Raw genomic sequence first — 13,998 nt, 5'->3', positions numbered from 1 at the left:
TACCTGTGCCTGTAAAGGGCATAGGAAAGGTTGAAAAGACTTTAGATGCCGAGTAACAGCCTTGCGGGATCTTCCAGCAATTGCTTCATGCGGACCAGAAAGCTTACAGACTCCCTGCCGTCAATGATACGATGGTCATAGGAAAGTGCCAGATACATCATAGGAAGGATCTTTACCTCACCGTTTACGGCCATGGGTCTTTCTACAATATTGTGCATGCCCAAAATGGCTGCCTGCGGGGCATTGATGATAGGGGTGGACATCATGGACCCAAAAATACCACCATTGGTCAGGGTAAAGGTGCCACCGGTCATCTCGTCTATGGTCAATTTGCCGTCTCTTGCCTTAACTGCCAGACGAACCACTTCTTTCTCGATTTCAGCAAATGAAAGTTGCTCTGCGTTTCTGATTACAGGAACTACCAACCCTTTGGGAGAAGACACGGCTATAGAAATATCACAAAAATCATGGTATACGATTTCATTTCCATCAATTTGCGCGTTGACTGCCGGCCACTCTTCCAGCGCAATGCATGCCGCTTTGGTAAAAAAGGACATGAATCCCAGGTTTACCTCGTAGCGCTCCTTGAACTGGTCTTTGTATTGTTTTCTTAAATCCATGATTGGCTTCATGTTCACTTCATTAAAAGTGGTCAACATGGCCGTTTCATTTTTGACACTTACAAGCCGCCTTGAAATGGTTTTTCTCAGGGAACTCATTTTTTCCCTTCGGCTTGGCCGTTCGCCCTTTGCCTCAGCTGCAGGTTTTTCCTCTTCTGCTTTGTCTTTTGTAGCGGTAGTTTTTGATGGGGAAGGAGCAGTTTTCTTTTCTGCTTTATCCGCATCCTCTTTGGTGATGCGGCCATCCTTTCCAGTACCATTTACTGATTTGGGATCGATTCCTTTTTCAGCAAGTATTTTTGCGGCGGCAGGAGAAGCATGACCTGTGGCATAATTTTCCTTGCCTGAGCTTTTCTGTTTGCCTTCATCCTTGGTATCACTTTCAGTGGCGGAGGATCTTTCCCCGGCAGCCGGGCCATCAGTTAGTTCAATTTTACAAATCAATCCGCCAATTTCCAGGGTTTCCCCTTCAGCCGCCACATGTCTCAATATTCCCGATGCCTCAGCAGGCAATTCAAAAGTAGCTTTGTCCGAATCTACTTCCGCAATGATGTCATCCAATTCCACAAAATCCCCATCTTCCTTAAGCCAGGATGCAAGGGTCACTTCGGTGATGGATTCCCCCACTGTAGGAACATGCATTTCCTTGATTTCACCAGTGCTTTTGGTTTTTTCAACTTTTTCAGAAGTATCCGCTTCCTTTTTGGTTGCTGGCTTTTCTGTTTTGGTTTCTTCTTTGGCATCAGCATCAATTTCGCAAATCACTGCGCCAATTTCCAGGGTTTCACCTTCTTCCGCTTTGGTGTGAAGTATACCTGCCGACTCGGCAGTAAGCTCAAAAGTGGCTTTGTCGGATTCAAGTTCACAAAGGACCTCGTCCATTTCTACAAATTCTCCATCGTTTTTAAACCACTGCCCTACGGTGACCTCGGTGATGGATTCGCCTACGGCGGGGACTTTGATTGCTATGCTCATCGGTTATTTGATTTTATCCGGACTTCGGAGATGTACCGGCTTGAAAATTTCAAAATTAGTTTTAAAATAATAAGTTATGAAATGGAAAATTAGGAATTTATTTTTAATGCCTTTTCTAAAATTTGCTTTTGTTCTGTCAGGTGTACTTTATGGTAACCCGTAGCAGGAGAAGCACTGGCTTTTCTGGCTATCACGTCCATGTTCAGGTCTTTGAATAAATTTCTCACCATAAATGCCCAATAACCCATGTTTTCAGGTTCTTCCTGGACCCATAGGGTTTCCACGTTTTTGCCATAGGCTTTAATGGCTTTCAGGATCTGATTCTTTGGAAGGGGGTGAAGTTGTTCCACTCTGATAATGGCCACATCTTCCACCTTTTCCTTTTCCCTCATTTCGGCCAGTTCGTAATATATTTTTCCAGAGCAAAGAACCACTCGTTTTACCTTTTTGGGATCCATTTGCTCATCTACGATTACTTCCCTGAAACACCCTTTGGTAAATTCTTCCAGGGGGGATACCACTTTGGGGTGGCGAAGAAGGGATTTGGGAGACATGACTATGCAGGGTTTTCTGAAGTTCCATGCCAGCTGCCGCCGCAGCAAATGAAAGAAATTGGAGGGTTCGGTCACATTGGCCACCACCACATTGTACTCGGCAGCCAGCTGCAGAAATCTTTCAGGTCTGGCATTGGAGTGCTCAGGACCCTGCCCCTCATAACCATGGGGAAGCAACATGACCAGCCCGTTCATTTTTTGCCATTTGGATTCACCAGAGGTAATAAACTGGTCGATCATGGTTTGTGCCCCATTGGCGAAATCCCCAAATTGCGCCTCCCAGACGGTAAGGGCATTGGGGTTGGCCATGGCATACCCGTATTCAAATCCCAAAACAGCATATTCAGATAACAAGGAGTTGTAAATGTAGAATTTACCTTTGCTGTCTTTGAGTTCTTTCAGGGAATTATAGGGCTTGTTGGTATTCGCATCATGTACCACTGCATGTCTGTGGGAAAAGGTACCCCTTTGACAATCCTGACCGGTGATACGGACTGTTTTGCCCTCCAAAAGCAAAGAGCCATAGGCCAGCAACTCTCCTGCGGCCCAATTCAATGATTTGGTCTGGAAAAACATTTCCTTCCGCTGCTTGAGCTGAGCCTCGATCTGCTTGATGGGTTTAAATCCTTTGGGCATCACAGTTAGGGCCTCTGCTATTTTTTCTATGGAATCGGCACTGATGCCCGTATCCGGGGATTTTTCAAAATCTTCGGGTTTCGCCCGGTCCAGTGCCTTCCAGGCTTTTTCAAATGGGCTGAAGGAATAGGGAAGGGGTTTTTCCTTGACCAAATTCAGCCGGTCCTGCAAAAGCTGGCGAAACTCCTTGTCCATTTGCTTGGCCAGTTTGGCATCAACCTGCCCTCTCTCCAGTAATGTCTTGTTATATATTTCCCGGGGATTGGGATGCTTGGAAATAAGGTTATACAGTTCGGGCTGGGTAAATTTTGGTTCATCCGATTCGTTGTGCCCATGCCTCCTGTAGCAGACCATATCCACAAAAATGTCCTTGTTGAATTTTTGCCGGAAATCGACAGCCAGTTTGGCCGCATAGACCACTGCTTCAGGATCATCCCCGTTTACATGAATAACCGGTGCATCAATGATTTTTGCCACATCTGTACAATAAATCGAACTTCTGGCATCATCAAAATCAGTGGTAAAACCTACCTGGTTGTTGATCACAAAATGGATGGTCCCCCCAGTATAATATCCTTTGAGGTTGGCCATTTGGGTGACCTCATATACTACTCCCTGTCCGGCCACTGCTGAATCCCCATGGATTAATATGGGGATCATTTTATCCTCATCACCTGCATAATGGTCATCTATCTTGGCCCTTACAAAACCCTCTACTACCGGATTTACTGCCTCCAGGTGAGAGGGGTTGGGGGCCAGTTTCAAAATCATCAATTTCCCGTTCTTTGCGGGTACTTCTGAAGAAAATCCAAGGTGATATTTTACATCTCCATCGCCCATGGTAAGGTCAGGCTTGGCCGTGCCTTCAAATTCCGAGAATATCTGCTCGTAGGTTTTTCCCATGATATTGGCCAGCACATTTAGCCGGCCCCGGTGGGCCATGCCTATCATTACCTCTTCCACACCGCTATCCGATGCCTGGTTGATCAGGGAATCCAAAAACGGAATTGTACTTTCCCCCCCTTCCAGAGAAAATCTTTTTTGCCCCAAATACTTGGTATGCAGGAAATTTTCGAAAACCACCGCTTCATTCAACTTGGAAAGGATTCTTTTTTTATCCTCCAGAGGGGGATTGAATTCCAGCGCATCCTTTTCTACCTTTATCCTGAACCAATCCAGCATCTCGGGATCCCGGATATAAAGGTATTCAAAGCCCATGGATCCCTCATATATGATCTTAAGGGATTCAATAATCTTGGAAAGCCTGGCATCTCCTATACCAATTTCGTTTCCGGCTTGATATACCGTGTCCAAATCGTTCTTATCCAGTCCGAAATCTTCCAGGTCCAATAAAGCTTTTCGGTCTCGTCTTTCCCTGACAGGATTGGTTTTGGACCTGAGATGGCCTCTGGATCGGTAGGCATGGATCAGGGCCCTAACCTTAATCTCCTTTGGCAATCTCTCCATGTCCATAATGGTGCCTTTGGTAGCCAGATTGCCGTTTACAGGACCCTGCACATCTGCTGCTGCCCCTCCGTTTTCATCCTCTCCGTATTTACTGATGGCAAACTCAAAACCATCAAAAAATGCTTTCCAGCTGCTGTCAATGGCTTCAGGATCTTTTTTGTAGTCATCATATAGCTCATCTATGTAGGCTACATGGGCATTGGCGATGTAAGAATATTTATCCATGGGTTATTTATGTTCTGCTGACAAAATTAGCTTATTAAGTTATTTTTTAAAAACCGCTTATGCGGGTTTACAAATATATTTGAATATCAATATTTTAAATTTTTAATACCAGAATAAAAGTTGATTAATTTTAAAAAATCAGTATATAATTATTACCAGGCTATTTTTTTAAAAGTTGATTCGGATTGCCAGGGAATTTAAGGGATGGCTTTTTGTCAATTAATTTGTGTTTTTTTGGAATGGGCTTTTCCACCTGCAGATTCTGGCAAATAAATCCTGCATCAGGGGGTGTAGCTAAAGTCCAGAGGGTTGTCAAAGTCAAAGATAAAACCTGTTTGTAACCATTTTTCAGGTGAAATTTTTTTCCATTGCTGCCCTTCAGGATTTTCATAACTTGCAGGTGGGGGAAAACCAAAGTCCGCCGCATTTTTTTCAAATACTTCTTTTTTGGAGGGATGTACCGGACTCACGATATTAAAAGTTTCGTTCCAAAGCTTGTTTGTCAGAATCCAGGGTATAGCTCGTACAGCATCCCTTCGATGAATGTAATTAACCGGTGGATGACCGGCAACATTTTCTTTACCGGAGAAGTATCTTCCCGGAATCCTGTCATCCCCCAGAAGTCCTCCAAAGCGGATCACCGTCAGGTCATAGTTTTTGTTTTCCCACAATAGGTTTTCTGCATTCAGCAGGCTAGGGTTTCCGGTATTGGCCGGGGACAATGTGGTTGTTTCCCGTGCCAATTGGTTTTCACTTGGATACACAGAGGTGGCACTTACATACAAAACCTTTTTTATCTGATTTTGGACGATTAAATCTTTAAGCTGCTGGATTTGTTTCGGGTGAAAATCTGCTGGCTTACTCCGTCGGGAAGGAGGTACATTTATTACCAAGATGTCAGTTTCAAACAGGGATACTGGCAATTCCCCTTTCACCCCGGGGTCCAGGATAAGCTGAAAGGCCTCTATGCCATCCGCTCGCAAAAGGTCTCTTTTATCTGGTTTTGTGGTACTTCCTTTTACGGTATATCCCTGATTTTGGAGCTCTGCAGCCAGTGGCGTACCCAGCCAACCTAATCCAATGATACTTATAGTCATGTTTGAAGTATTTAACTTTCCGGAATAGACAATCGATTACGGCGAAGTTAGTGAACAATAATCATTAAAAAAGCGGTCAATTCCATGAATTGCCGCTTTTTTTAACGGATGAATGATTTTCCACCAATAGCTGTCACCGGAATTCAATGTTGTTTTTTTGGTACAGTTCCAAAGACAAAATCCCAAAGTGGTGTACTTACACCGAAGGCTACATCCGGATCTTTGTAATGGTGTATGGCATGGTTTACCCAAAGGGTTTTCAGGAAGTTTTTTGGTGGCTGGTAGGCATGTACCAGAAAATGCACCCCCAGGTACATGGCATACCCAATTAAAAAGCCCGGCAGGAAATAAAGGGCCATTTCCCCCATGATGAAATCAAACAGGAAATAAAGTATAGCTGCATACATACCTGTAATAAACGGAGGTAGTGCTAGTCGGTCCTTGTCTTTTGGATAGTCATGATGCACACCATGCATGGAATATTGAAGCTTATCCTTAAACTTATTATCCGGGACCATGTGATAAACATAGCGGTGCAACAGATATTCTACAAAAGTAAATACCAGAAATCCACCTGACATCAGTAAGCCTGCCTTTAAGAAAGAAATATCCGTTGTCGTTATCCCCATATAAATTGAGAAAGTGCCAACACCCAAAAACATGGCTATGGGTATGCTGATATGGGTTCTGCTCAATTTTTCCAAAACTGGATTGGCAAACATTTTAGCACTCCCGCTATTGTCCGGACGGTCCAATCTTCCAATTTTTTTCATTATTCAAGTAATTTTTAATCGATATCTTACCTTCAATTTTGATGCCTAAGTTAAGGAATATTATCCTTAATCGAAGATTATATGTACTCTAAACGAAAAGCTTGTTACCAGGGGTTACATTATTGAGGAAAATAAATTATGATTTTAATCAGATATTTGAAGCCAGAAGAGAATTTTCGATGGTTTTAGCGTAGAATACCTCATATTTGGGCAGAATTGCCGACACATCAAACATCTTTGCCCGGGCCAGGGCATTCTTTTTAAAATTGGGTAAATTTTTGCCATCTAAAATAAAAAGTGCTTTTTCAGTCATTTCAGCAATATTTCCCACTTCGCAAAGGAAGCCTGTCTCTCCATTGATATTCAATTCAGGAATGCCCCCTACATTGCTGGTCAATAAGGGGACTTCGCAAGCCATGGCTTCCAATGCTGCCAGGCCAAAACTTTCCTTTTCCGATGGCATGAGAAAAAGATCTGCTACGGATAGCACCTCTTCCACTGCTTCAAGCTTACCCAAAAACCTGATGTCCTCACAGGTGCCCAACTGACGGCATAACCTTTCCATTTTATCCCTCTCAGGACCATCTCCAACCAATAGAAGCTTGGCCGGAATAACTTTGCGCACTTCAAAAAAGACCCTAATCACATCCTCTACCCGTTTTACTTTACGAAAATTGGAGGTGTGAACCAGGAGTTTTTCATCCATGGGGCAAATGGCCTTCTTGAAATGTTCCTTCTTTTGCTTTTTAAATCTGTTGAGGTCAATGAAATTGGGAATGACTTCAATATGGGTATGAATATCAAAGTGTAGAAAAGTGTCCTTCTTCAGGTCCTCTGATACGGCAGTCACACCATCGGATTCATTGATGCTGAAAGTCACCACTGGCTCATAGCTGGGGTCTTTTCCCACCAGGGTAATGTCCGTGCCATGCAAAGTGGTTACTACCGGAATGTTGATGCCTTGTTTTTTTAAAATTTGTTTGGCCATATAGGCTGCTGAAGCATGTGGTATGGCATAGTGAACGTGTAACAAATCCAATCCCTCGTACTTCACCACATTGACCATTTTGCTTGCCAGGGCTAATTCGTATGGCGCATGCTCAAACAAGGGATAACTCTTGATATCCACCTCATGGTAGAATAGGTTTTCACTAAAAAAATCCAGCCTGGTGGGCTGACTGTAAGTAATGAAATGAATCTCATGACCTTTGGCAGAAAGAGCTTTTCCCAATTCAGTAGCGACCACACCGCTTCCCCCAAATGTCGGGTAACAGACTATCCCGATTTTCATTTTTTTGTTTTTTTTAAGGCCAAGCCAGATTTATGTATCAAACTTTAACACGTTATCCCTGTTAATTTGTTCATTTTTCGGCTAAAAGTATTTGGGTTTTTAAAGACTTGTAGACAATATCCTGGATGTCGGAGCGCACATTGTCACGCAATAACCGGTTATTTCCTGCATCCGGATGAACCCTGTTGGATAGAAAAATATATATCAATTGATTTTCCGGATCAGCCCAGGCAGCTGTTCCGGTGAATCCAGTATGGCCAAAAGTGCTTGGGGGGGCGAGGTTTCCGGTAGGTCCTTTATCCTTTTCCGGATCAGGTTTATCCCAACCCAATGCCCGTCTGCTCTTAAAAGATTGCTTGCTGGTAAATTTATCAATGGTTTCCTGGTCCAATATTTCTACCGCGCCGTACTTTCCCCCCTGAAGCATCATTTGCATTAATTTGGCCAGATCATTGGCTGTTCCAAACAGGCCTGCGTGACCGGCCACACCCCCATACAGGGCGGCCCCTGGGTCATGCACATAACCGTGTACCAGGGTTTTGCGGAAGAGCCTGTCATCCTCTGTAGGGGCAATTTGGCGTGGATCGAACTTTTGCAAGGGTAAAAATCCGAAATGGTTCATGCCCAAAGGACTGTAGAATTGTTGCTCTAGAAATTCATTCATGGGTTGGTTTACCATGGTTTCAATCAACCGGTGCAGTAAATACATACCAACATCCGAATACCGATAACTATATCCCCTGCTTTTGCTGCCTTTATATCTCAGATCGGATTCTACCGTCCATTTCCAGAGGCTGTCTGGCAAAGAATGGTGTGCAAACACCCCGTCAGCTACTGGCAAGGTAAAGGGAGGCTGATTGCTGCGGCTGTAATATTCCCTTTTCCATTCGGATCCTTCAAGTGTTTGGGTAAAATGGGGAATATAAGGTAACAAACCGGCTTCATGGGTCAGGATGTCTCTTATGCGGATATCGGCCTTATTGCTCCCCGCCAATGCAGGAAGGTAAGTTTCCAGTTTTTCATCCAGGTCAATAAATCCCCGGCCCTCAAGAAACATAATGGCCTGTGTGGTGGCCATGACCTTTGTCAGCGAGGCCAAATCATACAGGGTATTTTCGGTAACGGCCTGCCTCTCGCTGTAATCATAATGCCCATAGGACTTTTCAAGCACCACTGATCCATTTTTTGCCACCAGTACAGTACCGCCTGGTGTGGCTTTGTCCGCTATTGCTTTTTCCATAAGCCGGTCAATTTTTAATAATTCCCGGCTATCCATGTTTTGGGCTTCAGGTGTGCTGTAAGCCAGGCGATCCAATGTAGCTGTCTGAATGCCATGACCCAAAACCCAACCCTGATCCAGACTTATTGGTAGCTTGCCTGTTCCTGGTCTTCCCCCGAAGATTACCTGAGGAGCCAGACTTTCAGTAAATTCATTTTCCTCATAAACCAATAGCAGATTTTTCTGCTCCCTGAATTTTGCAGCAGAATAGGCATTGCCAAAAACTACGGTGATGACCTGGTGGGTTTCCTGAAGCCTGTTGATGAAGGCAATTTCCTCCTCATTAAGACCAAAATTTCTCCGGCTGTTGTTGGTCATTCCCATTACTCCGACCACGATCGTGTTGTAGTCTTTCAGGTTAGCCTCCATGGCAGCGTAATTATCCCGATTGCTATTGGACCTAAGCGTATAGTGGGTGAAGGCCGCATACTTGTCAAGAAATGATTTAAAAGTTTCTCCTTTACCGCCCAAGGTTAGCGAAGCCATCTGGCCCATGTCAAGGTGGCGTACAGGTATAGCTTCGTCCTGATTATTTAAGACGGTTATTGAAGATGCATATAGTTGTTCGATCAGGGCTTTAGTTCCAAAATTGCTCAAACGCTCCACCAATTTTTGGGGGTTGATTTGTTGGGGTTGATGCAAACCTGCCCAATATTTGGCGTTCAATACCTTGCGTACTCTTTGGTCGATTTCTTCCTTACTGATTTTTCCTTGTTCCACTGCCTCCAGAATCAATTTTTTCGATTTTGGCACATCTTCGGCGTACAATAGAATATCATTTCCAGCAAGCAAAGCCAACAGATCTACTTCCCCCGGCTTGTACAGGTCACTTACTCCCTTCATGTTAAGGGCATCAGTAAAAATGAGTCCCTGGAAATTCATTTCCTCTCTAAGCAGTCCGGTGACCACCTTGGGAGATAATGTGGTTGGAAGCTTGTCTTCACTTCCAAGGCTGGGAATATGCAAATGAGCCACCATGACACTCATCAAACCTTTATCAATCATTTCCCGGTAGGGATATAGATCTATGTCCACAATTTTTTCTTTACTGCTCATAATGACCGGCGTGGTGTAATGAGAATCAGAATTGGTATTTCCATGACCCGGAAAATGTTTGGCATTGGCAATGACGCCATGGTCCTGCAGCCCTTGCATGTAGGCCAAAGATTTTCTGCTGACCAATTGCTTTTCTTCCCCAAAAGAACGGTAGCCTATGACAGGATTATCTGGATCAGAATTGACATCCACTACAGGTGCAAAATTGATATGCATGCCCATTTCCTGAAATTGTCGCGCAATCTCTCTGCCCATATGGTAAACGAGTACTTCGTCCTTAGCTGCTCCAAGGGTCATCTGTTTAGGAAACCTCAGCACACTGTCTAATCTCATGCCAAGGCCCCATTCTGCATCCATGGCAATGAAAAGTGGTGTCTTTGCCAACTTCTGGTATTCATTGGTCAAATGCGCCTGACGAACAGGTCCTCCCTGAAAAAAAATCAGGCCCCCAAGGTTTTCACGCTGTATCAACTGAGAAATTTCTTCCTGATGGTCTTTTCCTTTGTTGGAATAGGCCGCTACCATGAATAGTTGCCCGAGGCGCTCCTCAAAGGTCAGGTTATTGAAAACACTGTCTACCCAAACTTGCTGGGCAGTAGTGTTTTCACTTTGAAAAAGGTCCAGATCAGGTGCATACGAGTGGCTGGAAACCAATCCTAAAAGTAGGATGCAACAAATGGACAAAGCATAAACTTTTTGACACATGGGCGTGTTAAAATTTTATTGGTAATAATTTAAGGATAACTTTGTGTAACACAAATCCCGGAATTATCCAAACATACATAATTTCCGGATTTCTACCTATGTAAAAGTGATGAACAGGTGTAAATTTATTCAAAAAACAATAGTTAATTAAATTCGGTTTCGGTGGTACAATGTTTTTTCCAAGTTTTGGATTCCTCCAAGTACGCCTAAACATCAGATCACCTTACCGACCCTTGAAAACAGACAACTGACCGCATGAAATTTCCATCTATATTCAGGGTAAACCAACCAAGAAGATTTCAGATCAATCCAAGGCATTATGATCCGGTAAAAGAAGAAATCCAAAGCAGGACCGAGGGTATCAAAAGAGAATTAGAGGCCAAAGGAGTGCTTTCACCTGATGAAAATGGATTGAAACAAAAGTTGGGGTATCACCATGGCTCTGCCATCAGGGGGGCGTTTACCAGTGGAAGTCCTATTAAGAAGCAACCCTCTGGCATACTGCAAAGTGCCGGATTGATGCGTACCATAATTTTTGTTCTGCTTGTAGGCGGGTTTGGGGGGTACTTGTACTTTGGTCCCGATATTATTTACTACCTGCTCTATCTGGGATCGGCGGTAGCCTTATTGATCGGGTTGTTCAAGTTAAAACCCCGTAAAAAAAATGAATGACCTGATTCAGTTGTTGCCAGATGCGATCGCCAATCAAATTGCGGCCGGGGAGGTAGTCCAAAGACCTTCCTCAGCATTAAAAGAACTTTTGGAGAATGCCATTGATGCCGGTGCCAAAAACATCCAGGTAGTGGTAAGGGATGGAGGAAAATCCCTCATCCAGGTCATAGATGACGGCATTGGGATGTCCATCACAGATGCGCGGATGTGCTTTGAAAGGCATGCCACCTCCAAGATCAAAAGATCAGAAGACCTGTTTAATATCCGCACCCATGGATTTAGAGGTGAGGCAATGGCTTCCATAGCAGCGGTGGCCCAGGTTGAATTGAAAACCAAACGCGAGGGAGACGAATTGGGCAGCCTGATCCAAATTGAGGGGTCTATGGTAAAGAAGCAGGAACCAGTAGTTTTTCAGGGCGGCACCTCTATAGCTGTAAAAAACCTTTTCTTTAATGTACCTGCGCGGAGAAATTTTCTCAAATCCAATGCGGTGGAGACCAAACACCTGCTGGAGGAGTTTCAACGGATTGCACTTGCATACCCTGAGGTGGCATTTTCTTTTTACCAAAACGACATGGAGCTGTTTAAACTAGCCTCCGGAAAGCTCAGTAAAAGAATAGTGGGTATTTTTGGGAAGCAATATAGGAACCAGCTAATAGTATGTCAGGAATCATCTCCTCACATAGATATCAAAGGGTACGTAGGGACTCCTGAACAAGCCAAAAAAACCCGTGGAGAACAATTTTTTTTCGTCAACAACCGCTATATAAGAAGTAATTACCTTCACCACGCCCTGCTGAATGCCTTTGAAGCACTCATCAGTTCAGATCAACATCCTTTTTATGTACTTTTTTTAACCATTGATCCAAAGCATATTGATATCAACGTTCATCCAACCAAAACTGAGATCAAGTTTGATGACGAAAGAACCATATATGGGGTAGTCAGGTCAGCTGTAAAACAGGCCTTGGGGGCACACCATGTAGTTCCTACCATTGACTTTAGCCTGGACGTGAATTTTACGGACAATTGGGACAATGACAACAACAAAGGCCATGAGGTAAGTACGGAAAACAACTACAGGACCTTCAGGGGACCCAGCTCCCTAAACAAAGACGCCAGGGGATGGGAACAAATGTTCCAGCAGGATCATGAAGAAAGAGCCATCCATTTTGACCCTGAAAAGGAAAAACAAGGGAGCGGCCAGCTGAAGACCTTCCCCAGCAAAGCCAATAGTGCGGATATTTCAACGGAAAAGCCGGCCGCAGGTCCGGGAAAAACATTTCAGATAGGGCAAGCTTACTTCGTAACCCAAACATCCTCCGGCATGCTTGTTTTTGACCAACAGGCCACGCATCAACGGATCCTATACGAAAGGTATATCAGGCAACTGGATCAATCAGCAGGAGCTTCCCAACAATGCCTTTTCCCGCAGAATATCCAACTGAGTCCTGCAGACTTTGCCCTGGTCATGGATTTAAAAGAAGAATTGAACAACCTTGGTTTTCAATTGACGGTTTTTGGCAAACATACCATCCTGATCAACGGAGTCCCAACCGATATTCATATTGCCAGTGAAAAAGTCCTTTTTGAAGAAATGCTGGAACAATTCAAGCATTTTAAAGATGAACTATCACTCGGCAGAAAAGAAAACCTGGCAAGGTCTTTGGCAAAGAAAACTTCCATAAAGAAAGGAGATCAATTAAAAAGCCAGGAAATGGAAAACCTTGCCGGCCAGTTGTTTGCCTGTCAAAACCCAAATTATAGCCCGGAAGGAAACAAGACCTTTATTAAATTAGATTTAAATAAGATAGAAAGATTTTTCTATTCCTGAAAATAAACAAAAACCTATGTTCAGAGCCCTTACCCCCATTGTGAAGAACCTCCTGCTAATCACTGTGGGGATGCACGTAGTCGTCTCCTTTTTTCTGCCACAACTTAAAAGTCTATTTGCCCTTTACTATGTGGAGAGCAGGTTTTTCATGCCTTTTCAGTTTGTGACCTACATGTTTATGCATGCAGACTTCTGGCATCTTTTCAGCAATATGTTTGGGCTATTTATTTTTGGGCCTCTTTTGGAGCAGTTTCTTGGTCCAAAGAAAATTTTGATTTTGTGGATGGTTTGTGGGGTAGGGTCCGGAGTGATGTATTCCGGCTACAATGCCTATAAGATGGGAAAGCTGAGCAATAGCATAGAAGCCTTTACCGCTGATCCGGATCCTGAGTCATTCAATCGCTTTGTTTCTGATAACCGGCACATGTTTAATCCAGCCATTTACGATTTTATTGACAGTTACAGCAGAAATCCAGATAATTATGAAATTCAGGAACAGGCCAAAAGAGCCATGCTTGATGTCAGGGAAAGTCAGGCAAACATTCCTATGGTAGGTGCTTCCGGGGCACTTTTCGGGATTCTCATTGCTTTTGGTATGCTGTTTCCGAATACCCAGTTGTTTTTACTCTTTCCGCCAATGCCGGTAAAGGCAAAATACCTTGTATTGTTCTATGGACTATACACAGTTTATAATATATTTGTATCTAATCCCACTGATAATGTAGCTCATTTTGCGCACCTATCCGGGCTGATGATCGGTGCTGTGTTGGTCGTATACTGGAAAAAAGACAGAAGAAATTTTTATTAAGAAAAA

At 43.7% G+C, this 13,998-nt stretch carries 9 protein-coding genes; 3 read left to right on the top strand and 6 right to left on the bottom strand.

Annotated features, from left to right (window positions below):
- Positions 1-41: 41 nt before the first annotated feature.
- From odhB to G9Q97_RS23740, 6 genes are all read right to left on the bottom strand, one after another.
- A complete protein-coding gene (gene odhB / locus G9Q97_RS23765) occupies positions 42-1,595 on the bottom strand; it encodes a 2-oxoglutarate dehydrogenase complex dihydrolipoyllysine-residue succinyltransferase (protein ID WP_166151617.1) in 1,554 nt (517 codons plus the stop codon).
- An 89-nt stretch (positions 1,596-1,684) separates the two neighbouring features.
- Entirely contained in the window at positions 1,685-4,477 is a 2,793-nt protein-coding gene (locus G9Q97_RS23760; protein WP_166151615.1) for a 2-oxoglutarate dehydrogenase E1 component, read from the bottom strand.
- 281 nt (positions 4,478-4,758) lie between these two features.
- Positions 4,759-5,574 carry an NAD(P)-binding domain-containing protein gene (locus G9Q97_RS23755; RefSeq protein ID WP_166151614.1) on the bottom strand — a complete coding sequence of 272 codons (816 nt, stop codon included), beginning with the start codon at positions 5,572-5,574 and terminating at the stop codon, positions 4,759-4,761.
- A gap of 143 nt (positions 5,575-5,717) precedes the next feature.
- Positions 5,718-6,347 carry a sterol desaturase family protein gene (locus G9Q97_RS23750; RefSeq protein ID WP_166151613.1) on the bottom strand — a complete coding sequence of 210 codons (630 nt, stop codon included), beginning with the start codon at positions 6,345-6,347 and terminating at the stop codon, positions 5,718-5,720.
- 148 nt (positions 6,348-6,495) lie between these two features.
- The gene (bshA, locus tag G9Q97_RS23745; RefSeq protein WP_166151612.1) at positions 6,496-7,638 is read right to left on the bottom strand and encodes an N-acetyl-alpha-D-glucosaminyl L-malate synthase BshA; all 1,143 of its coding nucleotides are present in this window, start codon (positions 7,636-7,638) and stop codon (positions 6,496-6,498) included.
- 70 nt (positions 7,639-7,708) lie between these two features.
- The gene (locus G9Q97_RS23740; protein WP_166151611.1) at positions 7,709-10,678 is read right to left on the bottom strand and encodes a glycoside hydrolase family 3 N-terminal domain-containing protein; all 2,970 of its coding nucleotides are present in this window, start codon (positions 10,676-10,678) and stop codon (positions 7,709-7,711) included.
- Between the two features lie 255 nt (positions 10,679-10,933).
- On the opposite strand from G9Q97_RS23740, the gene G9Q97_RS23735 reads away from it, so the two are divergent.
- The 3 genes from G9Q97_RS23735 to G9Q97_RS23725 are packed head-to-tail and all read left to right on the top strand — an operon-like array spanning position 10,934 to position 13,992.
- Positions 10,934-11,350 (top strand): hypothetical protein, encoded by a 417-nt coding sequence (locus G9Q97_RS23735; protein WP_166151610.1) that lies wholly within the window; start codon positions 10,934-10,936, stop codon positions 11,348-11,350.
- The gene (gene mutL, locus G9Q97_RS23730; protein WP_166151609.1) at positions 11,343-13,184 is read left to right on the top strand and encodes a DNA mismatch repair endonuclease MutL; all 1,842 of its coding nucleotides are present in this window, start codon (positions 11,343-11,345) and stop codon (positions 13,182-13,184) included. The genes G9Q97_RS23735 and mutL overlap by 8 nt, the downstream gene beginning before the upstream one ends.
- A 16-nt stretch (positions 13,185-13,200) precedes the next feature.
- Positions 13,201-13,992: a rhomboid family intramembrane serine protease gene (locus tag G9Q97_RS23725; protein ID WP_166151608.1), complete on the top strand. Its 792-nt coding sequence runs from the start codon at positions 13,201-13,203 to the stop codon at positions 13,990-13,992.
- The last annotated feature ends 6 nt before the right edge of the window (positions 13,993-13,998 follow it).

The sequence above is a fragment of the Cyclobacterium plantarum genome, assembly GCF_011290685.1.
In the GTDB taxonomy this organism is placed as follows: domain Bacteria; phylum Bacteroidota; class Bacteroidia; order Cytophagales; family Cyclobacteriaceae; genus Cyclobacterium; species Cyclobacterium plantarum.
Note: the sequence above shows the minus strand (reverse complement) of the source record. Positions and strands in the feature narration are given on the sequence as shown.